The organism is Pseudorhodobacter sp. W20_MBD10_FR17 (genome assembly GCF_052119765.1).
Classification (GTDB): Bacteria; Pseudomonadota; Alphaproteobacteria; order Rhodobacterales; family Rhodobacteraceae; genus Pseudorhodobacter.
Map to the genome: position 1 here is coordinate 89,943 of NZ_JBGQOQ010000011.1, position 25,139 is coordinate 115,081.

27 protein-coding genes, 1 tRNA gene and 1 pseudogene are annotated in these 25,139 nt (G+C 57.7%); 9 read left to right on the forward strand and 20 right to left on the reverse strand.

Annotated features, from left to right (window positions below; translation table 11 throughout):
- Positions 1–153 precede the first annotated feature (153 nt).
- Positions 154–1,224, reverse strand: a complete 1,071-nt coding sequence (locus tag ACEN2J_RS09775) for a Hint domain-containing protein (RefSeq protein ID WP_442105394.1) — start codon at positions 1,222–1,224, stop codon at positions 154–156.
- Between the two features lie 195 nt (positions 1,225–1,419).
- On the opposite strand from ACEN2J_RS09775, the gene ACEN2J_RS09780 reads away from it, so the two are divergent.
- The 4 genes from ACEN2J_RS09780 (at position 1,420) to ACEN2J_RS09795 (ending at position 6,097) form a co-directional block, all read left to right on the forward strand.
- Complete coding sequence (locus tag ACEN2J_RS09780) at positions 1,420–2,637, forward strand: AGE family epimerase/isomerase (RefSeq protein WP_442105396.1); 1,218 nt, start codon at positions 1,420–1,422, stop codon at positions 2,635–2,637.
- 100 nt (positions 2,638–2,737) lie between these two features.
- The gene (locus ACEN2J_RS09785) at positions 2,738–4,087 is read left to right on the forward strand and encodes a DUF1800 domain-containing protein (RefSeq protein WP_442105397.1); all 1,350 of its coding nucleotides are present in this window, start codon (positions 2,738–2,740) and stop codon (positions 4,085–4,087) included.
- Positions 4,088–4,090: 3 nt separating this feature from the next.
- Positions 4,091–5,302, forward strand: coding sequence for a DUF1501 domain-containing protein (locus ACEN2J_RS09790; RefSeq protein ID WP_442105399.1), 1,212 nt, complete (start codon positions 4,091–4,093; stop codon positions 5,300–5,302).
- 93 nt (positions 5,303–5,395) lie between these two features.
- Positions 5,396–6,097 carry a GNAT family N-acetyltransferase gene (locus ACEN2J_RS09795; RefSeq protein ID WP_442105401.1) on the forward strand — a complete coding sequence of 234 codons (702 nt, stop codon included), beginning with the start codon at positions 5,396–5,398 and terminating at the stop codon, positions 6,095–6,097.
- 113 nt (positions 6,098–6,210) lie between these two features.
- Here ACEN2J_RS09795 and ACEN2J_RS09800 read toward each other — a convergent pair whose 3' ends face one another.
- Entirely contained in the window at positions 6,211–6,975 is a 765-nt protein-coding gene (locus tag ACEN2J_RS09800; RefSeq protein WP_442105403.1) for a response regulator, read from the reverse strand.
- A 182-nt stretch (positions 6,976–7,157) separates the two neighbouring features.
- Between ACEN2J_RS09800 and mce the strand changes: the two genes are divergently transcribed.
- Both mce and ACEN2J_RS09810 read left to right on the forward strand, forming a co-directional pair.
- Complete coding sequence (gene mce / locus ACEN2J_RS09805; protein ID WP_442105405.1) at positions 7,158–7,562, forward strand: methylmalonyl-CoA epimerase; 405 nt, start codon at positions 7,158–7,160, stop codon at positions 7,560–7,562.
- A complete protein-coding gene (locus ACEN2J_RS09810; protein WP_442105407.1) occupies positions 7,559–7,843 on the forward strand; it encodes a DUF1467 family protein in 285 nt (94 codons plus the stop codon). Before mce ends, ACEN2J_RS09810 begins: the two co-directional genes overlap by 4 nt.
- Here the strand turns inward: ACEN2J_RS09810 and ACEN2J_RS09815 are convergent.
- From ACEN2J_RS09815 to ACEN2J_RS09895, 17 genes are all read right to left on the reverse strand, one after another.
- Complete coding sequence (locus tag ACEN2J_RS09815; RefSeq protein ID WP_442105408.1) at positions 7,840–8,541, reverse strand: EI24 domain-containing protein; 702 nt, start codon at positions 8,539–8,541, stop codon at positions 7,840–7,842. The two genes, ACEN2J_RS09810 and ACEN2J_RS09815, sit on opposite strands and share 4 nt — an antisense overlap.
- Entirely contained in the window at positions 8,538–9,116 is a 579-nt protein-coding gene (locus ACEN2J_RS09820) for a nitroreductase family protein (protein WP_442105410.1), read from the reverse strand. The genes ACEN2J_RS09815 and ACEN2J_RS09820 overlap by 4 nt, the downstream gene beginning before the upstream one ends.
- A gap of 275 nt (positions 9,117–9,391) precedes the next feature.
- Positions 9,392–10,084: a phosphate regulon transcriptional regulator PhoB gene (phoB, locus tag ACEN2J_RS09825; protein ID WP_442105412.1), complete on the reverse strand. Its 693-nt coding sequence runs from the start codon at positions 10,082–10,084 to the stop codon at positions 9,392–9,394.
- On the reverse strand, positions 10,084–10,806 hold the full coding sequence (gene phoU / locus ACEN2J_RS09830; RefSeq protein WP_442105414.1) for a phosphate signaling complex protein PhoU: 723 nt from the start codon (positions 10,804–10,806) through the stop codon (positions 10,084–10,086). Before phoU ends, phoB begins: the two co-directional genes overlap by 1 nt.
- Before the next feature lie 124 nt (positions 10,807–10,930).
- On the reverse strand, positions 10,931–11,728 hold the full coding sequence (gene pstB / locus ACEN2J_RS09835; protein ID WP_442105416.1) for a phosphate ABC transporter ATP-binding protein PstB: 798 nt from the start codon (positions 11,726–11,728) through the stop codon (positions 10,931–10,933).
- A gap of 11 nt (positions 11,729–11,739) precedes the next feature.
- Positions 11,740–13,074, reverse strand: a complete 1,335-nt coding sequence (gene pstA / locus ACEN2J_RS09840) for a phosphate ABC transporter permease PstA (RefSeq protein ID WP_442105417.1) — start codon at positions 13,072–13,074, stop codon at positions 11,740–11,742.
- Positions 13,071–14,531: a phosphate ABC transporter permease subunit PstC gene (pstC, locus tag ACEN2J_RS09845; RefSeq protein ID WP_442105419.1), complete on the reverse strand. Its 1,461-nt coding sequence runs from the start codon at positions 14,529–14,531 to the stop codon at positions 13,071–13,073. The genes pstA and pstC overlap by 4 nt, the downstream gene beginning before the upstream one ends.
- 61 nt (positions 14,532–14,592) lie before the next feature.
- Positions 14,593–15,618 carry a substrate-binding domain-containing protein gene (locus ACEN2J_RS09850; protein WP_442105421.1) on the reverse strand — a complete coding sequence of 342 codons (1,026 nt, stop codon included), beginning with the start codon at positions 15,616–15,618 and terminating at the stop codon, positions 14,593–14,595.
- 373 nt (positions 15,619–15,991) lie between these two features.
- Entirely contained in the window at positions 15,992–16,855 is an 864-nt protein-coding gene (locus ACEN2J_RS09855; RefSeq protein ID WP_442105423.1) for a carbon-nitrogen hydrolase family protein, read from the reverse strand.
- 12 nt (positions 16,856–16,867) lie between these two features.
- Entirely contained in the window at positions 16,868–17,452 is a 585-nt protein-coding gene (locus ACEN2J_RS09860) for a GNAT family N-acetyltransferase (protein WP_442105425.1), read from the reverse strand.
- Complete coding sequence (locus tag ACEN2J_RS09865; protein ID WP_442105426.1) at positions 17,449–17,844, reverse strand: ketosteroid isomerase-related protein; 396 nt, start codon at positions 17,842–17,844, stop codon at positions 17,449–17,451. The genes ACEN2J_RS09860 and ACEN2J_RS09865 overlap by 4 nt, the downstream gene beginning before the upstream one ends.
- Complete coding sequence (locus tag ACEN2J_RS09870) at positions 17,841–18,242, reverse strand: arsenate-mycothiol transferase ArsC (protein WP_442105428.1); 402 nt, start codon at positions 18,240–18,242, stop codon at positions 17,841–17,843. The genes ACEN2J_RS09865 and ACEN2J_RS09870 overlap by 4 nt, the downstream gene beginning before the upstream one ends.
- Before the next feature lie 62 nt (positions 18,243–18,304).
- Entirely contained in the window at positions 18,305–18,781 is a 477-nt protein-coding gene (locus tag ACEN2J_RS09875) for a UPF0262 family protein (RefSeq protein WP_442105429.1), read from the reverse strand.
- 64 nt (positions 18,782–18,845) lie between these two features.
- Positions 18,846–20,147, reverse strand: coding sequence for a histidinol dehydrogenase (gene hisD, locus ACEN2J_RS09880; protein WP_442105431.1), 1,302 nt, complete (start codon positions 20,145–20,147; stop codon positions 18,846–18,848).
- Positions 20,148–20,295: 148 nt separating this feature from the next.
- A complete protein-coding gene (locus tag ACEN2J_RS09885; protein ID WP_442105432.1) occupies positions 20,296–20,772 on the reverse strand; it encodes a DUF2948 family protein in 477 nt (158 codons plus the stop codon).
- Positions 20,769–22,037, reverse strand: a complete 1,269-nt coding sequence (gene murA / locus ACEN2J_RS09890) for a UDP-N-acetylglucosamine 1-carboxyvinyltransferase (RefSeq protein ID WP_442105433.1) — start codon at positions 22,035–22,037, stop codon at positions 20,769–20,771. Before murA ends, ACEN2J_RS09885 begins: the two co-directional genes overlap by 4 nt.
- A complete protein-coding gene (locus ACEN2J_RS09895) occupies positions 22,038–22,217 on the reverse strand; it encodes a hypothetical protein (RefSeq protein ID WP_442105435.1) in 180 nt (59 codons plus the stop codon).
- A gap of 112 nt (positions 22,218–22,329) precedes the next feature.
- On the opposite strand from ACEN2J_RS09895, the gene ACEN2J_RS09900 reads away from it, so the two are divergent.
- Positions 22,330–22,404, forward strand: a tRNA-Thr gene (locus ACEN2J_RS09900).
- Positions 22,405–22,505: 101 nt separating this feature from the next.
- Positions 22,506–23,975: a DUF6538 domain-containing protein gene (locus tag ACEN2J_RS09905; RefSeq protein WP_442105437.1), complete on the forward strand. Its 1,470-nt coding sequence runs from the start codon at positions 22,506–22,508 to the stop codon at positions 23,973–23,975.
- On the opposite strand, the pseudogene ACEN2J_RS09910 reads toward ACEN2J_RS09905, so the two are convergent.
- Positions 23,857–24,311, reverse strand: a pseudogene (locus tag ACEN2J_RS09910) (hypothetical protein); the annotation flags it as partial. The gene ACEN2J_RS09905 and the pseudogene ACEN2J_RS09910 overlap by 119 nt on opposite strands.
- Here ACEN2J_RS09910 and ACEN2J_RS09915 point away from each other — a divergent pair.
- Entirely contained in the window at positions 24,274–24,660 is a 387-nt protein-coding gene (locus tag ACEN2J_RS09915; protein ID WP_442105438.1) for an IS66 family transposase, read from the forward strand. The pseudogene ACEN2J_RS09910 and the gene ACEN2J_RS09915 sit on opposite strands and share 38 nt — an antisense overlap.
- The last annotated feature ends 479 nt before the right edge of the window (positions 24,661–25,139 follow it).

Here is a 25,139-nt window from a genome sequence, read left to right on the forward strand (position 1 = left end):
TATAGACATGAAGGGCGTTGTCCTTCCCCTTGGCCGCTAGGCCGCGGGTGACAGGGTTCCTTTTGCAAGGGCCACCAACACCAATGAAAAGTCCTCGGACGTAAATCCGAGGACAGGGCGGCTTATATAGGCCCGCGCCATGGTGTCAACCGGTTAAGCCGCTAAATTGTGCCGCAAAATAGCGGCCTCGGGGCCAGACAGGTTGCGCCGCGCGTAATCGCCGTAAATATGCGGGTTATCGCCAAGCCCCGGCAAGATTTGCAACAGGCCTGCCTGCTGGTCCGGCGCGACCGTATCCAACGCGGTGTTCGACGGATGAAAGCTTTCGGTTTCCAACCCATTCGCCCAGATCACCTGATGGCGTTCAAGCAAGATGTGAATATAGGTCACGTCACGCAAGGTTTGATCGACCACAATAGAGCTGTCGTTGATCAGGTCTTCCGCCGCCACCAACACCTCGGGCGTGTTGAACAAATCCTGTGTCGCCGCCCCTTTTACCAACATGCGATGCTGCGGCGAAACCAAAAGATCATCCTCGGGACGCCCCAACCCCAGCGCATTTGCCCGCAGCCGGATGGGCCGCAAATGGGGCATCGCATGCAACCGCGCGCCTGTCATCCGGCGGGCGCCGATCCACAAAATCTGCTGCATTCCGTTGTCTTTGGTGGCGATATAATCACACGGCCGCAAATCTTGAATCAACTGCGCGCCGCCCTTTGTGCGAATGGCCGTGCCGGGGGTAAAGCAAATCACCCCGCCTGCCGCGCGCGCGCCTGTAACCTGCGCTGTGCGGTCGATCGCCAAGCGCACCACCCACAAATCACTGTTTGCAGGCGGAATCTTATCGACAAACATCAACAGGCGCGCGCGAGTATCGGGCACGTCGATCAATGTGACCGTATAGCTTTGGATGCCATCGGTGACGATAAAACTTTGGTCTGGCAAATCTTCGCCATGATCGCCCGCAGCCTTGGCGATGCTGCTTGGCGTAACCGCAGATCCGATCAGCCGCCGCACCATCCGTGCTGCGCGTTTGCGTAAATCCGCTGCCCCTTCGGCACCTTGCAGTAGCAAAACGTCCTGCGCACCATCTACGCGAACGGAGTCACCTGTCCAGCGCCAAGAGGCGCCAACGGCGAGTACGTCCAATGGTGCGGCCTTCAGGCCGTCTGTTTCTGTCTGCGCCCAAGAGATAACGAACGTGCCTTGAAAGCCCGTTCCCATTGCCTGTATGCCTGCTCGTTTTTTTATCTTTATATCAACATAGGGTAACAGGCGATGCACGGCTTGGCTATTGCAATAATACCACAAGTGCAGAGAATCGAATATAGCTCTGCCGCACGCTCACGGCTTGACTGCCATACAAGTATACCATTATCCGGTTAACAGCCAAAAGCCGGATAGCAAAAAGGGAATCCGATGAAACCTTGCCCGCCCCAACCCGCCGCCCAAACTGAAAATGCCACCGCCATCAATGCGCAATTTTGGGCTGATTGGTTTTGGCGTGATTTCTTGGGTGATTGGCTGGCGCAGGTCCAAGATGGCGATTTTGGCGTGTTTGACGCGCTGGATGCAGATGGGACCCCCGACCTGACGGCTGGCAAATCCCTGTTGGCGCAAGCCCGCACGCTGTTCACCCTGTCACATGCGGCACTTTTGTCGGACGATCCGGCCCTTTTGGCTGCCGCCAAAAAACAAGCCGCATTCTTGCACCGCTTTCGCAAGGCCCCCGGCCTTTACCGCTGCACGGCCAACCGCGACGGCAGCCCAACGGGACAAGCCGCCGATGAAGGCGCCCGCAGTTATGACCAAACCTTTGTCATTCTGGGGCTGGTCACGTGGAACCGCCTCTGCCCCTCGGACGGCGTCCCGCAGTTGATTGAGGAGTGCTGGCACGCCCTGCAAACCGAACTGACCGACCCCGCGACAGGCCTTTTGTTGAACGATGACATCGGGGCCAATCTGACCCCCGCCCAAAACCCGCATATGCATTTGTACGAAGCCTGCTTGCAAGCCATGCGCATGACCGGCGATGCCGTTTGGCTGACACGCGCCGCCGGATTGCGCAGCACCGGCCTAGACCATTTCATGGACCAAGACAGCGGAAGTCTTGCCGAATTCCTGACCCCCGATCTGTTGCCCCTGCCCGGCGCGGATGGGCAAAGACGTGAAATCGGCCATCAATGCGAATGGGCATGGCTGCTGCTGCAAGAGGCCGAGCTGGCCGAAACGCCCGCTATCGGCGCACCCGCAGCACGGCTTTTGGCCTTTGCCGATCGGTTTGGCTTTGCCCACTCTGGCCCGCTGAAAGGCGCTGCATTTGATGCCATCTCGGCTGCGGGCGAGGTCACCGAAAACAGCTTTCTGTTGTGGCCACAAACCGAAGTCATCAAAACACTCGCCATCCGCCACATCGCAGCCGAGCCAGAGGCAGGCGCCCGCGCACAGGCCATGCTGTGCCTAATGTTTGATCGCTGGTTTGCAGGCCGCCCCGTCTTCGTGAACCGGCTTGACGCCGAGGGCAACAGCCTGTGGTCCGAGGCGCTGACCCGGTTGATGTACCACGTGATTTTGGCCATGACCGAAGGGGCGCGGGCAGGTTTATGGCCCGGCCCAGCAACGGCAAAACCGGCATAAGGTCGGCAGCCTTTCGCCTGTGCGGCAGGGCAACGGCAATGTGAGATGAAAGCGACACAACGATCGGCTACCTTGGGGCTGATACATTTGGACTGCGCGCATGATTGACCCGCCAACCCTCGCCGCTTTTCGTTTTGGCTATGGCCTGCCCCATGCCAACACCGCCACGCCACAGGCGATGCTGGCCGCGCTGACTGGCCCCGATTACATGGCCGAAACGCACCCAACCCAAGGTCTTGCCGAGGTGCTACCGATGATGGCAAGCGCGTTTGAAGCCCGCAAAATGGCGCGCAAAGACAAAATGTTGGGCGCAGATTACAAGGCGGCAATCCGCGCGGTCACCCTTGCCGCCGAGGCGGGTGTGCGGGCGCAATTTGCCCGAGCTTTAGATGCCGAAGACGGGTTTCGCGAACGGCTGGTTGCTTTTTGGGCCGATCATTTCACCACCAAGGCGCGGTCGGCGGTGGAACGCGGCCTGCCCGGCGCGCTCATCCATGATGCAATCCGCCCGCATGTTTCTGGCCGCTTTGCAGATATGCTGATCGCGGCCACCTTGCACCCGGCGATGCTGTCTTTTCTGGATCAGTCCGCCTCTACCGGCCCCAACTCACCCGTCGGCCAGCGCAGCAAACGCGGACTGAATGAAAACCTGGCGCGCGAACTGTTAGAGCTGCACAGCCTCGGCGTTGACGCAAATTATGCACAGGTCGACGTGCGGCAAATGGCGCTGCTGCTAACGGGGCTTGCGGCCAACCCGTCCAGCGGCTTTCAGTTTAATGCCAATCGGGCCGAACCGGGCGCCGAGACCGTGCTGGGAAAACCCTATGGCGGCGAAGGCCTTGCGCCGATCAAAGCCGCCCTGACCGACCTTGCCCACAGGCCTGAAACCGCCGCCCACATCGCTCGCAAACTCGCCGTGCATTTCGTGGCCGACCAACCCGATCTGGCCTTGGTGGCCACGATGACCACCGCCTATCAAGACAGCGGCGGTGATTTGCAACAGGTCTATGCCGCGATGCTGGGCCACCCTGCCGCATGGGCACCCGAACAGGGAAAGGCCCGCCAACCGGTGGAATTTGTGCTAGCAGCACTACGCGCTTTTGGCATGACGGGGGCAGAGTTGCGGCGCATGGGGCGGGGCCAATTTATCCGGATGGTTCAACGCCCTATGGCGTTAATGGGCCAAGACTGGCAACAGCCCATAGGGCCCGATGGTTGGGCCGAGGCGACCGAAGCATGGATCACCCCGCAAGGGCTGGCCGCCCGCATCACTTGGGCGATGGAGGTGCCAGGCCGCTTGATCGTACCGATGCCCGACCCTGTGGCCTTTGCCAAAACCGCCCTTGGGCCGGCTGCCGATGCGCGGTTGCTTTGGGCCGTGGCGCGGGCAGAATCGAAACGCGAAGGCGTGGGGTTGGTGCTTGCCTCGCCCGCCTTTAACCGGAGATAGCCGATGGACAGACGCCAGTTTTTGCGAGCAATGACAGGGGCTGGATGCTCGGCTGCGGCCTATCCGTGGCTGACGTCGGTGACCATGGCCCAAGGGGCAGGGCTTGGCGAAAACCGCCTAATCGTGGTGATTTTGCGCGGCGCTATGGACGGGTTGGATGTGGTGCAGCCGGTGGGTGACCGTGATTTCGCAGCGCTGCGCCCGCACCTGCCCATCAGTGAGATCGGCCTGACAGGGCCGTTCGCGCTGCATCCGGGCCTGAGCGGGCTGCAAAGGTTGTGGCAGGCAGGCCAGCTTGGGTTTGTGCATGCAACGTCAACGCCTTACCGCGACAAACGCAGCCATTTCGACGGTCAAATTATGCTAGAGGCCGGCACCGGCATGGATATGCCAATCGCCTCGCAACACGATGGCTGGCTGAACCGCATGTTGCAATCCGTACCCGGCCTGACCGCCGAAACCGCCTATGCCGTGGGGCGCGAGGCCCTGCCGTTGCTGGCGGGCAAAGGCCCCAGCCGTGAGTGGACGCCCGAGGTGAAACTGGCGCTGTCGCAGCAAGGCCAGACCTTGCTCGATCACATTTATCACGACGACGACCTGTTTCGCGAGGCCAGCACCGAGGCGCTGGAGCTTTCACAAGGCCTGTCGGGCCGCGAAATGCGCGCACCACGCGAGGCGGTAACTGCCAAACCCGCCATGGGCGCGGACAGGGCATGGCCAGACATCGACAGCTTAGTCGATTTCGCAGCGGGGCGGTTGAACGGGGCCACGCGCATTGCCGCGTTTTCGCTGGCGGGCTGGGATACGCATCGCCGCCAAGCGGCTGCAATCAGCCGCCCATTGTCGCGGCTGCAAAGGATTATTCTGCGGATGCAGGCCCAACTTGGCCCACAAAACTGGGGCCGTACGACCTTGATTGCAATGACAGAATTTGGCCGCACCGCGCGGCAAAATGGCACCGGCGGCACCGATCACGGCACTGGCGGCGCGATGGTGCTTGCGGGGGGCGCCTTGCGCGGCGGCACTGTGCTGGGCAAATGGCCGGGCCTGTCAGAAGCCGCGCTCTATGATCGCCGTGACCTGATGCCAACCTCGGACGTGCGGGCCTGGGCTGCGTGGTCGATGCGCGGTTTGTTTGGCTTGGACCGCTCGGTGCTGGAAAACGCCGTTTTTCCGGGGCTGGACATAGGCCAAGACCCAAAGCTGATTTTGTAGCCGCAAGGGAATTGGCCTGCCGCGATTGGGTGTTGCCGTTGCAAAGCTATCACCGCATAACTGGGTTAACCAGTTTTTGCACAGGGCGCGCATATGTCAAAAGACCTAACAAAATGGGTTCCCCCTGCGGCCCCCGTTGGCGCACCGCTAAAAGGCACTTATATTGGGTTAGAGCGGCTTGATGCCGATGTGCATGCTGCCGATTTGCACCGCGCTTTTTCGGGCCATGATGCGCTTTGGGATTACATGCCCTATGGTCCCTTTACCTCGGCTGCGGCGTATCATCGCTGGGCCAAGGAAATGGCGGCCCAGAGTGACCCGCTGTTTTATGTTTTGCGCGACCAAACAACGGGCCATTGCGGCGGGGTTGCAAGCTATTTGCGCATTACGCCGACCGCCGGTTCAATCGAGGTTGGCCATATCTGCATTAGCCCCGAACTGCAAAACAGCGCCGCCGCAACCGAGGCGATGGTCTTGATGATGCAATGGGCGTTTGATGCGGGATATCGCCGCTATGAATGGAAGTGCAACGCCGCCAACTTGGCGTCACGTCATGCCGCACAGCGTTTTGGATTCTCCTATGAAGGCATCTTTCGCCAAGCTGCCGTGGTCAAGGGCCGCAACCGCGATACGGCTTGGTTTTCCGTAATCGACAGCGAATGGCCCGCCCTGCGTGAGGCGTTTTCGGCTTGGCTCGCGCCGTCGAATTTTGACGCAAACGGCACTCAAAGAGAACGTCTTAGCGACCTGACCCGTCTGGTCCGCGCCAATGATGACCCCGCCCTGAGGGGCTGAAACCGCAGGCGAGGCGTACAGCCCTATACTACGCGCATGCGGCGGCTAAAAACGATGCGGCTGATCCGATTTGGCTGTTAGAAACAACGCCAACACTCTCTTGAACCAGCCTCTCATCCCTTTTCAATCGCTTTCGCAAAGGGATCCGCCGCACCATTGATCCGCTGCGCCAGAACCTGCCCAAGCCCTGCCAACCCCTCGGACGAACAACGTGCTTGCACAGCCGCAGTTTCAAGCGTCGCATCATGGCAACTGCGCGCCAATCCACGTACAAAATCAACAACATAGCGGTCACCCTCTTCTCCGCCGCTTTCGATAAGATCGGCAGCATGGATGAAATCGTCTTGCAGCGCTTGTTGGTCAGGATGAATATTGCGTACCTCTCTCAGCGTGCAACCACCCACAGGCTGGCCCGTAAGATGGCCCAAAATCACCTGTTGGAACTTGGCCAAACTCTCCAACGGTTTTTCTATAAACCCTGCCGCGCCCGCCCGCACGGCCGAGGACCAACCGTCAGGATCACCGCTAATCGCCAAAACAACGCTTTGGCCTTTGTTGTTTTTGACCAGTTCACGGATCAAATCGACCCCATTGCCATCGGGCAAGCCCAGATCAATCAGCACAACATCGGGGCGATACACGGCAAGGTGCCTACGGGCCGCTGCCAGTGTTTCAACCCTGCGCAGGCGCGCGCCGCTGCGTTGGCACAACAACCGCAGCGCCTCAGACGCAAATCGGCTGTCTTCAACCGCAAGCAATGTGATCCCAGCCAAGGGCAACGCAGAGTCTTTTTTCAGGTTGGATAAACCGGGGCTTTCGGGCAGCGCGGGGGCCGCAAACGAAAGGAACGGTACAGTAAGGGTTAATGGGGACGGCATGTTTGACCTTTCAATCTGGCAAGACTGTCACCAAGTTGAACCCCGAATCCCCTAACGATTGATGAATCAGCAGCATAAAATTTGAACATATCCACAAGATCCCCTGCGGCAGCGCGCCCCCTTGCCCCTGCGGCCGTCACACCGCATAAAGCCACACGAAACCCGCCAGAACGGAGCCCCAGATGATTGGACGCCTGAACCACGTTGCCATTGCTGTGCCTGACCTAGAGGCCGCCGCTGCACAATACCGCGACACCCTGGGTGCCACTGTTGGCCCCGCACAAGATGAGCCAGATCACGGCGTGACGGTGGTGTTCATTACCCTGCCCAACACCAAGATCGAGTTGCTGTATCCATTGGGTGAAAACTCACCCATCAACAGCTTTTTGGAAAAGAACCCAGCAGGCGGCATTCACCATATCTGCTATGAGGTCGATGACATTCTTGCCGCACGCGATAAGCTGCAAGCCGCAGGCGCACGCGTTTTGGGCACAGGCGAGCCAAAGATCGGCGCCCATGGCAAGCCGGTTTTGTTTCTTCACCCCAAAGATTTTAACGGATGTCTAGTGGAATTGGAGCAAGTATGACCATCACCGCTGCCCTCGTCATGTTCGCCGTGTGCTGGTTCATGACATTTTTCGTCGTGCTGCCGCTACGGTTCAAATCGCAGGGTGACATGGGCGAAGTTGTGCCCGGCACGCCCAAAAGCGCACCGTCCGGTTTTGTAGTGAAACGCAAAGCCTGGATCACTACAATCGCCGCGACGATCATTTGGATCATCTTGTGCAGTATCATCCTTTCGGGCAAAATTACCGTGCGTGATTTCGACTATATGGGCCGGATGCCGCCGGAAACGGTGCAGAACTAACGCTGCGGTTCCATCGCGTGCAAGCGGTGGAACAAATGCGTAAAGGTGGCCGCCCCCAAAACCGGAATCAGCAGGTTGATAAACGGAATGGAAAGTGGTGCTGCCATCAACCCACCTGCCCACCACACCGTTAGCCAATGACGCTTGCGCAGGGCTTTGGCGGCCTTGCGCCCCATCCGGCGGGCTGCGACCAGCGTGAAATACTCGCGCCCCAGCAGCAACCCGTTGACCGCCCAAAACACCACCGGAATGAACGGCCCCGCAAAGGCGTAAAGCACCAGCGCCAGCACGTTCACGCTAACCAAAAGCGCAAAGAAATTCAGTGTATCAATCGCGGCATCCCCAAAGCTTTGCTTTTGCGCGGGCGGCAGGCCGGGGTAATGCTTATCCTCAACCGCTTGGGCCACATCATCCAGAAACAAAGACGTAAAGGCCGAGGCGACCGGCATCATCAAGAACACCGACAGCCCCACCATCAGCAGCGCAGACCCCCAGCTAAGCAACGTGTCAAGCCCGCCCACAGGCCCGACAAACGGGATGTTCACACTGTCGGGCACAAAGGTTTGGATCACCGCCAAGAACCCTGCATAAACGCCAACCAACAGCGCCAGCGTCAGGCCCACGCCCCACAGCAGAACCTTGCGAAAGCGGCGGTCGCCCATCTGGCCAATCGCTTTTAAAAAATCGGAAAATATCATTCCGTCACCCATTCCACCAAGGCGGGCACATCAGGGCGGGGCCGTTCGGGCGGCGTATTTTGGGCGGTCCCAATGTGAATAATGCCAGCCACGGTTTCATCTGCCGTCAGCCCCAAGCCTTGGGTCACAAAACTGCGGTCATGGGATGGCCAACCCGACAACCAATTTGCCCCCCACCCCGCCGCAAGAGCCGCATTCAGCAAGGATACACACACCGCACCTGCCGAATACACCTGTTCACTCACCGGTATTTTATCGGACGGCTTTGGGCTGGAGATCACCACAACAGCCAAGTTTCCGGTTTCAAACTGCGCCGATCCTTTGGCGGTTTTGTCCGCATCTAGCCCAAGCGCCAAAGCGCGCGCCTCGGCCAGCGCTGCAAGCCGCGCCATTGCGCCCTGTTCCAGCACCAACAGCCGCCAAGGCTCTAGCTTGCCATGGTCAGGCACACGGACTGCCGCCATCAACAAGGGCATCAGCGCGGCGCGGTCTGGCACGGGTAGGCCCAACATTTTGGCAGGCACTGACCTGCGCGTTTGCAAAAATTCAGATGCCGATTTTTCTGGGTTTGCCATGGGCGGCTCCTTTTGCGTGTTGCTCTTGATCGAATGAAGCTAACAATCGGAACGCACCCGATTGCCCCCTTGATGTCATGGATTGGCAGGGCTTGGTCAAGGGGAACACTGTAAATGCACCGCAAAGGCCTGCAGTTTTTCTGACCGCAAAGCACCCCTACGCGGGCCCATCATCTTGGCAAAAATACCTAAAAACGGTGGGCCCATAAAAAAAAGCCTGCCATATTGGCAGGCCAAGGGGGAAATCACGTCCCAAGCGGCAGGGTCAAGCCCTGCTAGCCCAAAGCATAGCCTGCACCGCGCACGGTGCGCAAAGGGTCTTCACCACCATGCTGGCACAATGCCTTGCGCAAGCGCCCGATATGCACATCCACTGTGCGGGTATCGACGTAAATGTCGCGGCCCCAAACACGATCAAGCAACTGATCACGTGCCCAAACGCGGCCCGGTTTTTCCATAAACGTCGACAGCAGCCGAAACTCGGTCGGGCCCAGCTTCAAAACCTTATCGGCGCGGTAAACGCGGTGGGTCTCGGCATCCAACCGGATATCATCATATTCCAGCATCAGCCCCATCGTTGCAGGCCGCACACGGCGCAACGCGGCACGCACACGGGCCATCAACTCGACCACCGAATAGGGCTTGATAACGTAATCATCGGCACCGGTTTCCAGCCCTCGCACGCGGTCAACCTCTTCGGCACGCGCGGACAACATGATAATCCCGATATTGCGGGTTTCGGGCGACATTTTCAGCCGCCGGCACACCTCTATCCCTGAAACCAGCGGCAGCATCCAATCCAATACAATCAGATCGGGCGCGGCTTCCTCGACCAGCATCAAGGCCTCTTCGCCATTTGCCGCTTGCACCACACGAAACCCTTCGGCCTCTAGATTATAGGCCAAGACTTCACGTTGGGCTGGCTCATCCTCGACTAACAGAACCAGCGGAAGCTCTGCGCCAGCCATTAGCCATGCTCCGACATAGTGACGGCGGTCGATGTCAAATCACCCTTTGGTCTGGGATCTTCGGGCAGCGCCCCCGTAACCAGATAAATCACCTGCTCGGCAATCCCCGTGGCATGATCGCCCACACGTTCGATGTTCTTGGCGATGAAATGCAAGTGCATGCAAGACGAGATATTGCGCGGGTCTTCCATCATATGAGTCAGGAATTCGCGAAACAGCGCATTATACATCTGGTCGACATCGGCATCACGCAGCCGTACATCTGCGGCCAATTCAACATCACGCTGGATCAGGCTGTCGAGCGCGTCTTTCAACTGCAATTGCACCGCCTTGGCCATCCGGCGAATGGCCCCTGCTGTGCCATCAATCGCGGGCATCTGCGACAACACGACCGAGCGTTTGGCAAGGTTCTTGGCAAGGTCGCCGCAGCGCTCCAAGGAGGCGGCAATCTTCATCACCGTCAGTACTGTGCGCAAATCACCCGCCGTGGGCGCGCGCAGGGCGATCACACGGGCCGCCTCGGTGTTAATCTGCTCTTCCAACGCGTCTACGGCTTTGTCACCGGCACGCACCTTGGCGGCAAGCTCATCGTCGCGGCTTTCAAGGGCAAGGGCCGCGTCCAGCAACCCCGCCTCAACCAGCCCGCCCATTTTCAGCACCAGCGCCTGAATGGCTTCTAGATCACGGTCAAAAGCGCGGGCGATATGGCGATCGTTTTGCATAATGTCTCTCCCAATGGGGGTTTCGCCGTGTGTCTGCCCTAGCAGACCCTCTGCGAAACGCATCTGTCCAATTCGTTACAAGTCTTGGGGCGCCGCAATCTGTTGCAGACTGCCGTGCACCATATTAGCCGATACGGCCCGTGATATAGCTTTCCGTGCGCGGGTCTTTTGGCGAGGTAAAGATCTGGCCGGTTTCGCCATATTCGACCAAAGTCCCAAGGTGGAAAAAAGCGGTGCGCTGGCTGACACGCGCCGCTTGCTGCATCGAGTGGGTCACGATCACCACCGAAAACTGCGCACGCAAATCGTCAATCAATTCCTCAACCTGCGCCGTGGCTATAGGGTCAAGCGCCGAGCACGGCTCATCCATCAGCAGCACTTCGGGGCTGGTTGCAATGGCACGCGCGATACACAAACGCTGTTGCTGACCGCCCGAAAGGCCGGTGCCGGGGGCTTGCAAACGGTCCTTTACCTCATTCCAAAGCGCGGCCTTGCGCAACGAGGTCTCAACCACCTCATCCAGTTCGGCCTTATTGCGGGTCAGGCCGTGGATTTTGGGGCCATACGCCACGTTGTCATAAATCGATTTTGGGAATGGGTTCGGCTTTTGAAACACCATGCCGACCTTGGCGCGCAGCTGCACCGGGTCTACCTTGGCGTCATAGATGTTTTCGCCGTCCAGCAAAATCTCACCCTTAACGCGGCAGATATCGATCGTGTCATTCATCCGGTTCAAACAGCGCAGAAACGTCGATTTGCCACAGCCCGACGGGCCAATAAAAGCCGTCACGGTTTTGTCCAAAATATCGACATTCACCCCTTTGATCGCATGGGTATCGCCGTAAAACACGTCAACGCCGCGTGCCGTGATCTTGTTGGTTTCGGTATTCACATTTCTCTCCACAATACGCAGGTCGTCCATGTCAGGCCCCTTTACCAGCGACGTTCAAAACGGCGGCGCAACAGGATTGCGACGAAGTTCATAATGACTAGGAATATCAGCAGCACGATAATAGCGCCCGAGGCCCGCTCTACAAAGGCCGGATCGGCGCGCTGTGTCCAGTTATACACCTGCACCGGCAGGGCTGCGGCAGGGTCAAAGAACCCTTCTGGCGGCGCGCCCGGATAATCGCGCACAAAGGCCACCATCCCGATCAGCAGCAAGGGTGCTGTTTCGCCCAAGGCCTGTGCAAGGCCGATGATCGCACCTGTCAAAATGCCCGGCATCGCCAGCGGCAAAACATGGTGGAAGATCGATTGCATCTTGGACGCGCCCACCCCCAATGCCGCCTCGCGGATCGACGGTGGAACGGCCTTAAGGGCTGCACGGGTGGCGATGATGATTGTCGGCAAGGTCATCAATGTCAGCACCAACGCCCCCACAATCGGTGCCGATTGCGGCAGGCCCGCAAAGTTGATGAACACGGCCAACCCAAGAATACCGAACACAATCGACGGCACAGCCGCAAGGTTGGAAATGTTCACCTCAATCAAATCGGTAAAGCGGTTTTGCGGCGCAAATTCCTCGAGGTAGATCGAGGCCGCAACACCGATCGGCAAGGCCAACACCAACACGATAATCATCATATAGGCCGACCCCAAAATCGCCACGCCAAGACCCGCCGCCTCGGGGCGCAATTCAGATGCATCGGGCGCGGTGATGAACAGCCAGTTGAACGGCATATTCAGCACACCCTTTTCGCGCAGCGCATCAGCCAAATGAAGCTGATTGACCGAGACATTGCTGTCACGTTCGGCGGTCTCTAACGTCACACGGCCTTTCAGATAGCCATCAATCCGGCCATTCGCGAGGATCTTAAAGCTGACGGTTTGGCCGATCAGATCGGGGTTAGCCAAAACGCGGTCACGAATTTGCGCAGGGGCCTCTTTGGAAATCATATCCTTGACGTCTTTGGACGTCAGACCGTCAATGACGATACCGTTGTCGGCAATCGCCTTATCCAGCGCATCGGAAATCAGGCGCCCGTAACCAATCGTGGTGACCTTGGCCAGATCATCCGGGTTACGATCCCCCTTTTTATCCAGCACCTTCGCATCCAAAGCAATCGGCAGTTCCAGCATGGTTTGCCGGAAGGAACTGGTTCCGTTGAACAAAACCGACGACAGCAACATCACTAGGGCTGCAAGACCAATGGCAACCGAAATCAGGCCGTACAGGCGAAACCGGGCCTCGGCCCTATTGCGGCGTGCCGTGCGGGCATCGGGCGCGAATAGTGACGTGCGCGCTTGGGCGTTTGCATCGGTCATTCGTATTGCTCCCGGTATTTACGCACGACGATCAGGGCGATCACATTCAGTGCAAGAGTAAAGAAAAACAACATCATCCCCAGCGCAAACGCCACCAGCGTTTCGGGCGAGGCAAATTCGGTATCGCCGGTCAGCTGGCTGACGATTTTCACGGTGATGGTGGTCATGGCTTCAAACGGGTTCAGGCCAAGCTTGGCCGCGGCCCCTGCCCCCATCACCACGATCATGGTTTCACCAATCGCGCGGCTGGCGGCCAACAGAACCGCCCCCACAATCCCCGGCAAAGCGGCCGGAAAAACCACCTTGCGGATGGTTTCAGACTGGGTGGCCCCAATACCGAATGAGGCATCCCGCAGCGATTGCGGGACCGCCGAAATGATATCATCCGACAGCGACGACACGAACGGGATCAACATAATCCCCATAACCAGCCCTGCCGTCATCACCGATGAAGACGAAGTGCCAAGACCAAGCGGCTGGGCAAAGTAATCGCGCAAGAACGGCCCAACGGTAATCAGGGCGAACAGGCCGTAAACGATGGTCGGGATACCGGCAAGAATTTCAATCGCGGGCTTGGCAAAAGTACGCAGCCGTTTGGACGCATATTCTGACAAATAAATCGCGATCATCAGCCCGATAGGCACAGCGACCAGAAGCGCCACAAACGACACATAGAGCGTGCCCCATAGCAGCGGCCAAATACCCAAAGACGAGCCACCACGAAACTGCGGGTTCCATGTCAGGCTAAAGAAAAACTCTTTGGCGGGGTAAAGTTGAAAGAAGTGGACCGTTTCAAACAGCATCGAAGACAAGATGCCAAAAGTGGTTAGAACGGCCACCAATGACGACGCGATCAGCAACGCTTTGACAAAGTTTTCAAACACATTACGGGCGCGGAAATCGGGCGACAGACGCTTGTAAGACAGGGCAAAACCGGCCAGAGCGGCCGCGATCACCACAGCAGCCATAATCAGGCGCGCCGTGCCTTGCAGGCTGCGATAGGCCTTTGCGGCCTCTAGAACGCTGGGCTGCACATCGCTGCCAAGCGCCACGCCGACACTGCCCAACTGGCCCCGAATATCGGTGGTCTCGGTACGCAGGTCGGCAAGTGTGGTTTCGGTTAGCTGCCCTTGGGCAACCAAGTTATCCAATCCGCCTGTGATACGGCGCACATCCGACATCACCAGACTCAACGAACCACCCTCGGGAATGTCACCTGGCTGCAACAGGGCCGACACACGGCCATCAATCACAACAGGTTGCAGCAAAAGCCAAGCGCCCAGCAGCAACAGCGCCGGAACGGTTGTAAATAGAAAAACGCTTTGGCCGTAATAGCCAATCAGCGAATGCAAGCGGCGGCGGTCGCCATTGACCTGCGCCATCACACGGCTGCGTGCCAAGAAATATCCTGCAAGGCCAAGTGCCAAAATGATTAGGATAAGAAAGGGAAGGCTCATGTGGGCTAATCCGAATGCGAGGAAACGGGTGGCGCGAGACCGCGCCACCCGATTTGGTTGCTTACTTCAAAGGTGCCATTGGTGTTTCGGCTTCAACCATTGCTTGGGTTGCTGCCAACTCTGGGTCCGATACCAGACCGTAAGCGGCCAATGGGCCATCAGGGCCAGCCATGTCATCCGACACAAAGAAGTTTACGAATTCACGCAGGCCGGGGATCACACCCATATGAGCGTTCTTGACGTAGAAATACAACGGGCGCGACACAGGGTATGTGCCCGAAGCGATGGTTTCAGTCGAAGGCAACACACCCGACATGGTGGCGACGCGCAGCTTGTCAGTGTTGTTTTCGTAGAACGACAGACCAAACACGCCGATTGCGTTTTTGTTGGCGGCCAGACGCGACAAGGTTTCGGTGTAATCGCCGTCAATATCTACAGACGCGCCATCGGTGCGCAGCGCCAAGCATTCTTTGCCTGCATCCAGACCAGCCGCTTTGAAAGCCTCGGCAGCGCCGGACGCTTCACAACCAGCCTCGATCACCTTTACGTCGAACACTTCGCGCGTGCCGTGCTTGGTGCCGGGAACGAATGTCAGAATGTCTTGTGCTGGCAGGGCAGCGTTTACGTCAGCCCAAGTTTTGTTTGGGTTCGCAACAACTGCGCCGTCTTTGACAACTTTGGCGGCGATTGCGTTGTACCAATCGGTTGGGGTGAAGGCAAATTCTGGACCGTCGATTTCGCTGGCGAATACAATGCCATCATACCCGATACGCACTTCCATAACGGCATCAACACCGTTTGCAGCACAGTTGTCGATATCAGATTGCTTGATGCGCGACGAAGAGTTCGCGATGTCGATGGTGTTTTCGCCAACACCTTCACACAGCTTTTTACGGCCAGCACCCGAACCGCCCCCCTCGACAACAGGTGTCGGGAAATCGAAGTTTTCGCCAAAGGCTTCGGCTACGATGGTTGCATAAGGCAACACGGTCGAGGACCCCGAAATTTGAACCTGATCGCGCGCAGAAGCGCCGGTGGCGGAAAGGGCGGCAATTGCAAGTGCCGAAGTGAGCATGACGGTTTTCATAGAAGTCTCCTGTCTGATGGCAGCCTGTTTGGCTTGGGTGTTGCCTAACGGGTGTGTGTGACAGCTATGCAAAAATAGTGTAACATCTTTATGACAAAGCCAGAAGGCGCAACAACGCGATATTCCTATATACTGCTGATTTCTATGTGTTTAAATTGAAATACTTGACTGTCACAGACAATTTAAATTTGTTTTATTTCCGCCTTGGGCCGACATATTCACTTGATGTCAGGATCGATTTTGCCTCGCATTTACCGCGCATGCCCCTACGATTCGTTGAACCCGAACCACAGGCAAGCCGCAGGGGGCTGCTGTTTAAGGGGGCATCGAGCCCCCGAAAACAGCGTTGCCAAGCAACATAGCTCTTGATCGGTCAAGCTTGGGATATACGGGCAAACTGCTCGGGCCAGTGCATGTGGTTCAGCACGCCCCCATCGCGGCGCAGCTCGTGGATCGCGTCCAAAGAGACGTCAGCAATAGCCCAGCCTGCAACGTTCAGCGCCGTTTCGGCAAAGATGCCATTATCGGGGAAACCACGGTCGGGCGGGCCGTAGATTGACGCTGACCCTATGTTCACATCAACCGCCGGACAAAAGTCGCAGTCGCCAACCGTGGGGGCATGCACGACGATACACTGATTTTCCAATGCCCGCGCCATTGACCCCACGCGCACGCGGGTAAAGCCTGCGTAACTGTCAGTGCAAGACGGCGCGAGCAGGATTTCGGCCCCCGCCTCGACCAAGGCACGCGCCAGCAAGGGAAACTCGCTGTCATAGCAGATCACCACGCCAATTTTGCCAATCGGTGTGTCGAACACTGGCAGACCGGCGCCTGCGACGACATCCCATGTTTCGCGTTCAAAGCGGGTCATGATCTGCTTGTCTTGATGGCCGATCACACCTTCTGGCCCGTAAAACACGGCCCGATTGACGGGGCGATCATTGATGAAAAACGGGGCCGAGGCACCAAGGATATAGATGCCATGCTGGGCCGCGAGGTCACAATGCAGCGCATCAACCGCCGCGCCATGGCGGGCCACCTCATGCAAAGCGGCCTCAATATCCTTGGCCACGTCACGGCCGCCAAGGCTTGCCAATTCCATCGCACCATATTCAGGAAAGACCAAAAGCTGCGCGCCCTGCCCTGCAGCGTCATTCACCCATTGCGTGATCTTGGCACGATATTCAGCAAAATCAGCAAGATCGCTCAACGGATAGGCGGCGGCGGCAATTTTCATTGTAGTATTCCTTTAGAGAGTGCGCATCCAAAACTGGAGCGGTTTACGGCTAGAGGCGGTTTGCCCAACATCCAGCCAGTCAAATTCGGCAACAACGCCCGCCAATGGCGCATAGCCGCGCCCGCGCCAAAACGCGTGGTTAGAGCGGGCATCTGCTGGCCGCAGCGGGTGGTCATCAGAGCGCATGACCGAGCAAAACGCCATATATTTCCGGCCGAGCGCGCGGGCATGCGCCTCACGCAGATCAAAGAACCCGTGGCCAAAGCCCTGCCCGCGATAGCTGGGCAGCAACACGGATTCGGCGCAGTAAAAAATCTGATCCAGTGGCAGGTTTTGCGCGGCAAAGGGCGCGGCAAATTCGGCGGCGTGATCTTCCATCGGGGTGCCTGTGGCGGCGCCAACCAGTGCCGCGCCGTCAAAGGCACCCACAACAATCGCGGCGCTGCTGTTGCGATAGGTCGCCATATAATCACGCTCATGCTGCAAGGTGCCCGCATAAAGATACGGCCAATCGCGAAACACCGCGATGCGCAGGCGGGCGACATCATCCAAAGCGGCATCAAGCGCCGCGCCAGTCAGGGTGCGCAGGTCAGTCACGAGATTTGGGCAATCCAGTCGTTGAGGTTGTAAAACGTGGTGATACGCGCAATTTTTCCATCGCGCAGATCGAAAAACGCCCCCGCAGGCAAAATATAGGTCTGGCCAGTGGCCGTTGGCAGGCCCGGATCGGTTTGCAGATAGGTGCCATGGACGGTAAATTCCGCCGCAGCACGGCTGCCATCATCACTGGAAAAGACAACGATGTCGCGCAGTTCCTCGCGGTAGCTGGCCCCCATATGGCTGCAAAACTCAGCAAATTTTGCGCGGCCAATACGGATACCGCCTTCATTCACGCGGTGCTCTACATCATCGGTCACGCAGGCCAGCATCCCTGTGGCATCACCTGCGTTAAAGGCGGCATAATAGCGCGAAATCAGGTCACTGCTCATTGTTCTTCCTCTATCGGGGGGCCGAAACGGTCTAGCATTTTGGCGCGGATTTGGTCGCGCGCCTGCCTGTAGGCGGACAGCTTGGCCTCGCGCCCCTCACCCAAACCTGTTGGGTCAAGAATAGGCCAATATTCGATGTCTAAATGGTGAAAGCGCGTCAATTCCAACGCCATCCGCTGGCTTGCTGGCGAAAGGGCGACGATCAGGTCAAACTGCGACAGGTCATCGCCCCAAAGCTGCATTTCCTCAAACGAGCGACTGCGGTGGCGCGACAGCTCTATCCCCAACTCGCGGCACACGGCGATCGAAAACCCGTCTACCTCCATGTCATTCTTGACACCTGCCGATTGGACATAAGCCTTTTGGCCATATAGTTTTTTCATTAAGCCTTCGGCCATGGGCGAGCGCACAGCATTGTGGTCGCAACAAAACAAAACCGATTGGGGAAACGCGGCCAAACTCAACCCCAGTGCAAAACGCAAATCAGGGTGAACAGACGGCGGGCGGTGTCGATATCGACGTCAGCCTTGCCTTCCAGGCGCTCTTGCAGTACCCGCGCGCCTTCATTGTGAATACCACGCCGCCCCATATCGATGGCCTCAATCTGGCTGGGCGGCAGGCGTTTCACCGCCTCAAAATAGCTTTCGCAAATTTGGAAATAGTCCTTTACCACCTGCCGAAACGGGCCAAGAGACAGGTGAAACTCGCCCACCTTTTCCATGCTTTCGGTGCTGATATCAAACACCAACCGCCCCTCGCGGATGGCAAGGCCAAGGCGGTACGGGCCATCTGGTGCCGCCTTGCCGTCACGCGCTGGCAGCGTAAAGCTGTTTTCTTCCAGCAGATCAAAAATCGCGACTTTGCGCTCTTGCTCGATCTCGGGCGTGGGCGCGGCAAGGCCGCTATCATCAATTTCTATATGGCAAATGCGGGTCATTCGATTATTTCCATCACGGGTGCTAGTGAATTGATGGCCTTTTGTCGCACAGGGCGCAAGGGCGTTAGTCGTTAAGCTGGTCCAACCGCGCCTGCACCGACAGCCCATGCGCCTGCAAGCTTTCCGATGTGGCAAGCCGCACCGCCGAAGGGCCAATGGCACGCAAAGCGGCTGGCGTCATCTGCGCCATGGTGGTGCGTTTCATGAAATCGAGCACCGAAAGCCCACTGGAAAACCGCGCAGAACGGGCGGTGGGCAGCACATGGTTTGGCCCCCCCACATAATCGCCAATCGCCTCGGGCGTGTATTGCCCAAGGAAAATCGCACCGGCATGGGTGATCTTTTGGCTCAACCCTTCAGGGTCAGCCACGCACAGCTCCAAATGCTCAGGCGCCACACGGTTCGACAGCGTCGCCGCCTCGGCCAAGTCGCGCACCACGATCACAGCGCCATTATCACGCCAGCTTGGCCCCGCAATCGCACGGCGCTCCAGCGTTTCAAGCCGTTTTTCAACGGCCTGCGCAACGTCATTGGCAAAGCCTGCATCATCGGTAATCAAAATGCTTTGCGCACTTTCATCATGTTCGGCTTGCGACAGCAAATCAAGCGCGATCCAATCGGGGTTGTTGTCGCGGTCAGCGATCACCAAAATCTCTGACGGGCCTGCGATCATATCAATGCCAACGCGGCCAAACACCCGCCGCTTGGCCGCCGCCACAAAGGCATTCCCCGGCCCGGTGATCTTATCCACAGGCGCAATCGTCGCGGTGCCGTAGGCCAGCGCGGCCACAGCCTGCGCCCCGCCAATGCGGTACACCTCGGTCACGCCCGAGATTTTGGCAGCCAGCAACACCAGAGGGTTCACCACGCCATCCGGCGTAGGGCAACAAATCACCAAACGCTCAACACCGGCAACCTGCGCCGGAATCGCGTTCATCAAAACGGATGAAGGATAGCTCGCCAGCCCCCCAGGTACATAAAGCCCCGCCGCCGAAACCGGCGTCCAACGCCAGCCCAGCCGCGCGCCTGTGGGTTCCTCCCACATCGCATCTTCGGGCTTTTGGCGGGCGTGATAGTTGCGAATACGTTCTGCCGCCAATTCCAATGCCGCGCGGTCCTCGGCCGAAACCTTGGCACATTCGGCCTCAATCTCCTCGGCCGTAAACCGCATGGCCTCAGCCGTCAGGTCCAAGCGATCAAAGCGTTTTGTCAGCTCCAGCACGGCCGCATCACCGCGCCCGCGCACATCAGCAATAATACCTGCAACAACATCATCCACGTCCACGCTATCTTCGCGCTTGGCCCCCAAAAGGCCCGTGAACTTTGCTTCGAAATCAGCTTCAGAGGTTGACAGAAAAACCGGCATAACGCGCCCCTTTTATGGTGTTACCCCCCCTTTAACGCGCCCCGCCCGCCACCTCAAGCACCGGCCTTTGCAGGCGAGAGACGCCCCACCATTTCATCTTGGTACAAATACCTAAAAACGGCGCCCCCAGCACCGCCTTTGGCAAGCATTATCCCTCGTGGCGTGGCACCTTGCGCGATGGTGCGGCGTAGGGCCGCGTCACATCGCGCGCGGTCGCATTCACGGATTCCACATCCAATGCCACCTCACCATCACCGGCCAAGGTCAGCACCACGCGGCCCGTTCCGTCTTCACCCGCCTCAAAGCCAACCGACAGCAGCGACAAAACGGTATCCTTATCCTGCTGCGAAATCCCTTGCGAGCGCACGGCCTGCACATCGCCAAACACCAGCATACAACGCACCCGCTCATAGGCCCGCCCTGCCCGTTCAGCGGCGGCCTGATCCTCCCAGCGAAAGCGGTTCAGCAGCAGGCCAAACTCACGCCGTTTGGCATCATAGCGCATATCCGACACCATCAGCACGGCGTCTTGCAGCAGCGCCGACATCACCTGCAAATCATCCGCATCGGCGGCAATCAGCGCGAGCGGGGCCTCGGCCCCATCTTCAAAGCTGGCATCAATCATGTTGCAATCCGTTCGATATGCGCGCCGCATGCGCCCAGTTTTTCTTCGACCCGCTCATACCCGCGATCAAGGTGATACACGCGGCTGACCACGGTTTCGCCCTCGGCCGCCATCGCCGCCAAGATCAAACTAACAGACGCTCGCAAATCGGTCGCCATAACCCGCGCACCTTTCAGCTTTTCAACGCCGGTCACCGTGGCATGGCCACCATGCACTTCGATCTTGGCCCCCATACGGATCAATTCGGGCGCATGCATAAAGCGGTTTTCAAAGATTTTCTCTTCCAGCACGCTCGTCCCATTCGCCGTGCATAGCAAGGCCATCATCTGCGCCTGCAAGTCGGTTGGAAAGCCGGGGAAAGGCTCGGTCGTCACGTCAACCGCATTCACGCGGCCATTCTTACGCTTAACCTTTATGCCGCGCTCGGTTTGCTCAACCGACACACCCGCCGCATCCAGCTTTTCACAAAACGCGCCGACCAGTTCAATCCGCCCACCAAGGCATTCCACCTCACCGCCGCAAATCGCGGGTGCAAGCATATAGGTGCCCAACTCAATCCGGTCGGTAACAACAGGGTGGGTCGCCCCGCCCAAACGGTCAACGCCTTGGATAGTGATCGTGCTGGTGCCCTCGCCCTCAATCTGCGCACCCATCCGGCGCAGGCACTGGGCAAGGTCGACAATCTCCGGCTCACGCGCCGCGTTCTTAATGACTGTCGTGCCTTTGGCCAAAGTCGATGCCAGCAGCGCGTTTTCCGTGGCCCCAACCGACACAATCGGGAAATCGATCACGCCACCGCGCAGCCGCCCACCGATCGCCTTGGCATGCACATAGCCTTCGCGCAGCTCCAGCTCGGCACCCAAGGCCTCTAAAGCTTGCAAGTGCAAATCGACAGGCCGCGCACCAATCGCACAACCGCCGGGCAGCGACACAATTGCATGGCCATCACGCGCCAACATCGGCCCCAGCACCAAAATCGAGGCGCGCATTTTGCGTACAATGTCATAATCGGCAGTGTGGTTGTGGATGTTATGGCTCGACATTGCCAGCACCTGCCCCGATTGCAGGCTTGCCACCTCGGCCCCGAGCGACCCCAACAGCTGCGTCATCGTCCTAATATCGGACAAACGTGGCGCATTGGTCAGTGTCAGTGGCTCTTCGGTCAGCAAAGTGGCCGGCATCAAGGTCAAGCAAGCATTCTTGGCTCCCGCAATCGGGATCACCCCGTTAAGCTCACCACCACCGCGTACGAGAATCGAATCCATTTACTGCCCCTCAATTTTGTCATTGCTTTGGCCCATGCGGGCCTTTGCTTGTGCCTTACGCCGCGCCATGTTGGCTTTCAACGCCTGCTTTTGCCGCTCTTCGCGCAATTCCGCACCCGTTTTCTGGCGCTTTGCACCAGTATTTTCAGGGCTTGGATTGCTTTGTTTTTCGGTATTCATGCCCCTTCTCTACATCGCTATGCAAAAAGGGTCCAGATTAGGCTTGCACCATCTTTCATTTCGGACTAATCAGCCGCCACGTCAGCCGAAAACAATCGGCAATACGATAAATGCTGTGGTAGCTCAGTGGTAGAGCACACCCTTGGTAAGGGTGAGGTCGAGAGTTCAATCCTCTCTCACAGCACCATATTTTCCCTTTTGAATCAGAACTGTAGTGTTTTCAGGCGTTTATGACCATTGCGCTGTACCAACTCTTGCGCCAACTTATGTTGGTACAAGGAGATTAACATGTCAGTCCCCGGCACGAAACTTCGTGGCAACATCTACTACATGAACCTCGCGATTCCGGTTCGCCTGCGACACCTTTACCCCGGCAAGAAGATGCTGACTGATACGTTGAGGACGACAGACCCCAAGGTCGCTAAGGATGCGGTCACCGTAGCAAAAGCAGAATTCATCAAACAATCGGAAGCCTTGGAAAAAGTACGTGGTCTCGATGCGCAGCTCGCTGACCTGACACCTGAACAGCGCACCATGTACGAGAACGCAGGCGGACTGGAGGGACTACTCTCTGGCTTCAAACGTTCTCAGACGGCACGCACCTTCATCCTAGCAGGTGGGCCTGCCCATCCAGACCCTGCGTCCGACGAAGACGACGTAAGCGCAGACCCGCTTCAAGACAAAATTGCGTTGGCGGAACATGAAGCCGCACTGAGTGTTCTGGATCAATTAGCGCGGGCAGAAGGCAAGGTTCTCAACAAGCTTGGTAAAAAAGTTGATTTGCCCGGGGGTGAGGTTGAAGGGCTAGAAGAACTGGCAACGCGTTTCATCTCGGCAAATGATTGGACTATCCAGAACGCGGAGTCGCTACGCTATACGGTTCGCCGCTGGGTAGAGTTTCATGGTGACATTGGGCTATCAAAGCTAACCCTTAGGCATCTGGCTGACTTCGACGAGGCCGCCAAGGGCCTACCGACTTCCACCGAGAAACGAATTCGTGCGCTGCCAATGAAACGCGCGGTACAGGCCGCGCAGAAGGAAAAGCTTCCAACCATCGCATACAAGACCCGGCTGCGCCTGATTGACCACCTCAAGGCACTTTCAAAGTTTGCAAAGGGCAAAGGTCTGATAGCAATCAATCCGTGGGCTGACTACAGCACCGAAAAACCTAAGGAGGCACATGGACAAAAGAAGAAACGAAAGGTCCCTCCGTTCACCTCCAGCGAACTGAGGCTCATACTTGATCATGTCCAGATGCGCTATGACAAGGATGTCATGGACTACTGGCTGCCGTTCCTTGCCGCGTACGGTGGCGCGCGGAGAGAGGAGCTTGGTCAGCTTCTGATTTCTGATGTCATCACCAGCGGCAACATACCTTACCTAAACATAACGGATGACGACCCTCTGCAGAAGGTGAAGAATAAGCACTCAGTCAGAGGCGTGCCAATCCCCCCCGCCCTGATAGAAATGGGGTTCATGGAATTTGTCGAGCGCCGCCGTAAGGCGGGCGGGCGCTTTCTATTCCAAGAGGACTATGTCGACAAACGCAAAAATGTCACGCGTCGTGAAGTACAGCCGGATCGACGTGGTCGACTGTTCGGCGGCCCAAACATCGGCAATACTGCCCGCTGCCCGGCAGCGCATGCCTGCATGCGCGAGAGGGGGGCACTCCGCCATGCGGGATATCATGCCACATCTCCATGCAACGCTGCTCTAGCCAATCATTCAGCGCATCGAGATTGGGAAACTCGGGCATAGCCCTGCGTGATTTGCACGCAAATCCCTTCCGGGTAACAGCATGCCAAAACCTATGGCGAGCATCCCGGACATTCTTCTCAACCTGGCCGCCGCCATTGGGCTTGAACCAATGGCGCACCAATGGCTTGCCCCATCCAGCCGCCGGGTTGCAGAAGCCGTTCATTGAGGCGCCATTGGTCCGAGCCCAATGGACGGCGGCCCGAACACATAGTGGTTCGTCATGGCCAGAAAGCGCATGTTGATTTGCCGCTCTTTGCCGCGCCCGACACGGTCAACGGCGGTGCGCATGTTGTCATAGATGCCACGTTCAGGCACGCCGCCAAAGACACGAAATGCCCCGGACGCAATCGGCAAGATCGGCGACGCCATTAAGTACACGTTGAAGATCTTCGATGAGCTTTGCTGCTTCTTGGATGATGGCAGGGTCGAACTCGACAACAATCCGATTGAGAGATGCATGCGCCCCATCGCGCTATCGAAGAAGAATTCGCTTTTTGCCGGATCGCATGACACGGCGAAGACATGGGCCATTTTCTTCACGCTGTTTGAGACTTGTAAACTCAACAAGATTGACCCGCGGCGATACCTAGCATGGGTCACGGCGGAAATTGAGAGGACCAAGGGCAATATGGACTATGCGCAATTCCTCCCGTGGCATTGCCCGCAAGGCAGTTATGCTCGGTAGGGCAGTTGCGATCGCCGAACCAGAAGCCATTCAAGGAGCCCCAAGATTGCATGTGATCTCGGGGCTTTTCGGCGTTCAATTTAGAATAAGTCGAAAGGGAGAATGAAATTACATTTTTTCTTGCCGCGGCGCGCGCTTCGGCAAGTTCGTATCAGTATTTTCTAAAACCCATGCAGAACAATACGACCCCGAAGCAGATATGACGCCCCCATTCAGGCCCTCAAAACGTGCTTCCCGCCTCGCCCCCCTGAGACAGACCTCACAGTTGCGCCCCTAGTCGCCAGACTGGCTGTAAAACAGAAATCGGGAGAGATTTTCCACCGCAATTGCCCCAGTTCTGGGCCATTCGGCCATCACCGTTTCGTGAGCGCTCTCACTTTTGGGTGTCAAAAAGGGGTCTTTGCACTTGAAGTTACCCACAAGTCGTGTGGCAAATTGATTCACCCACAAGATTTGGTCTTGCTCCAGAAAACCCTAAT

What these genes read in the sequence shown, in the direction of transcription:
- ACEN2J_RS09915 (WP_442105438.1), top strand. Translation starts at nt 24,274, where the DNA reads ATGCCACGTTCAGGCACGCCGCCAAAGACACGAAATGCCCCGGACGCA.
- hisD (WP_442105431.1), bottom strand. Translation starts at nt 20,147, where the DNA reads ATGCCGGTTTTTCTGTCAACCTCTGAAGCTGATTTCGAAGCAAAGTTC.
- ACEN2J_RS09820 (WP_442105410.1), bottom strand. Translation starts at nt 9,116, where the DNA reads ATGGCAAACCCAGAAAAATCGGCATCTGAATTTTTGCAAACGCGCAGG.
- ACEN2J_RS09780 (WP_442105396.1), top strand. Translation starts at nt 1,420, where the DNA reads ATGAAACCTTGCCCGCCCCAACCCGCCGCCCAAACTGAAAATGCCACC.
- ACEN2J_RS09815 (WP_442105408.1), bottom strand. Translation starts at nt 8,541, where the DNA reads ATGATATTTTCCGATTTTTTAAAAGCGATTGGCCAGATGGGCGACCGC.
- ACEN2J_RS09800 (WP_442105403.1), bottom strand. Translation starts at nt 6,975, where the DNA reads ATGCCGTCCCCATTAACCCTTACTGTACCGTTCCTTTCGTTTGCGGCC.
- ACEN2J_RS09895 (WP_442105435.1), bottom strand. Translation starts at nt 22,217, where the DNA reads ATGAATACCGAAAAACAAAGCAATCCAAGCCCTGAAAATACTGGTGCA.
- ACEN2J_RS09785 (WP_442105397.1), top strand. Translation starts at nt 2,738, where the DNA reads ATGATTGACCCGCCAACCCTCGCCGCTTTTCGTTTTGGCTATGGCCTG.
- ACEN2J_RS09865 (WP_442105426.1), bottom strand. Translation starts at nt 17,844, where the DNA reads ATGAGCAGTGACCTGATTTCGCGCTATTATGCCGCCTTTAACGCAGGT.
- ACEN2J_RS09855 (WP_442105423.1), bottom strand. Translation starts at nt 16,855, where the DNA reads ATGAAAATTGCCGCCGCCGCCTATCCGTTGAGCGATCTTGCTGATTTT.
- ACEN2J_RS09775 (WP_442105394.1), bottom strand. Translation starts at nt 1,224, where the DNA reads ATGGGAACGGGCTTTCAAGGCACGTTCGTTATCTCTTGGGCGCAGACA.
- phoU (WP_442105414.1), bottom strand. Translation starts at nt 10,806, where the DNA reads ATGCAAAACGATCGCCATATCGCCCGCGCTTTTGACCGTGATCTAGAA.
- ACEN2J_RS09905 (WP_442105437.1), top strand. Translation starts at nt 22,506, where the DNA reads ATGTCAGTCCCCGGCACGAAACTTCGTGGCAACATCTACTACATGAAC.
- murA (WP_442105433.1), bottom strand. Translation starts at nt 22,037, where the DNA reads ATGGATTCGATTCTCGTACGCGGTGGTGGTGAGCTTAACGGGGTGATC.
- ACEN2J_RS09810 (WP_442105407.1), top strand. Translation starts at nt 7,559, where the DNA reads ATGACCATCACCGCTGCCCTCGTCATGTTCGCCGTGTGCTGGTTCATG.
- ACEN2J_RS09790 (WP_442105399.1), top strand. Translation starts at nt 4,091, where the DNA reads ATGGACAGACGCCAGTTTTTGCGAGCAATGACAGGGGCTGGATGCTCG.
- ACEN2J_RS09875 (WP_442105429.1), bottom strand. Translation starts at nt 18,781, where the DNA reads ATGACCCGCATTTGCCATATAGAAATTGATGATAGCGGCCTTGCCGCG.
- mce (WP_442105405.1), top strand. Translation starts at nt 7,158, where the DNA reads ATGATTGGACGCCTGAACCACGTTGCCATTGCTGTGCCTGACCTAGAG.
- pstA (WP_442105417.1), bottom strand. Translation starts at nt 13,074, where the DNA reads ATGACCGATGCAAACGCCCAAGCGCGCACGTCACTATTCGCGCCCGAT.
- ACEN2J_RS09885 (WP_442105432.1), bottom strand. Translation starts at nt 20,772, where the DNA reads ATGATTGATGCCAGCTTTGAAGATGGGGCCGAGGCCCCGCTCGCGCTG.
- phoB (WP_442105412.1), bottom strand. Translation starts at nt 10,084, where the DNA reads ATGGCTGGCGCAGAGCTTCCGCTGGTTCTGTTAGTCGAGGATGAGCCA.
- pstB (WP_442105416.1), bottom strand. Translation starts at nt 11,728, where the DNA reads ATGGACGACCTGCGTATTGTGGAGAGAAATGTGAATACCGAAACCAAC.
- ACEN2J_RS09870 (WP_442105428.1), bottom strand. Translation starts at nt 18,242, where the DNA reads ATGGCCGAAGGCTTAATGAAAAAACTATATGGCCAAAAGGCTTATGTC.
- ACEN2J_RS09850 (WP_442105421.1), bottom strand. Translation starts at nt 15,618, where the DNA reads ATGAAAACCGTCATGCTCACTTCGGCACTTGCAATTGCCGCCCTTTCC.
- pstC (WP_442105419.1), bottom strand. Translation starts at nt 14,531, where the DNA reads ATGAGCCTTCCCTTTCTTATCCTAATCATTTTGGCACTTGGCCTTGCA.
- ACEN2J_RS09795 (WP_442105401.1), top strand. Translation starts at nt 5,396, where the DNA reads ATGTCAAAAGACCTAACAAAATGGGTTCCCCCTGCGGCCCCCGTTGGC.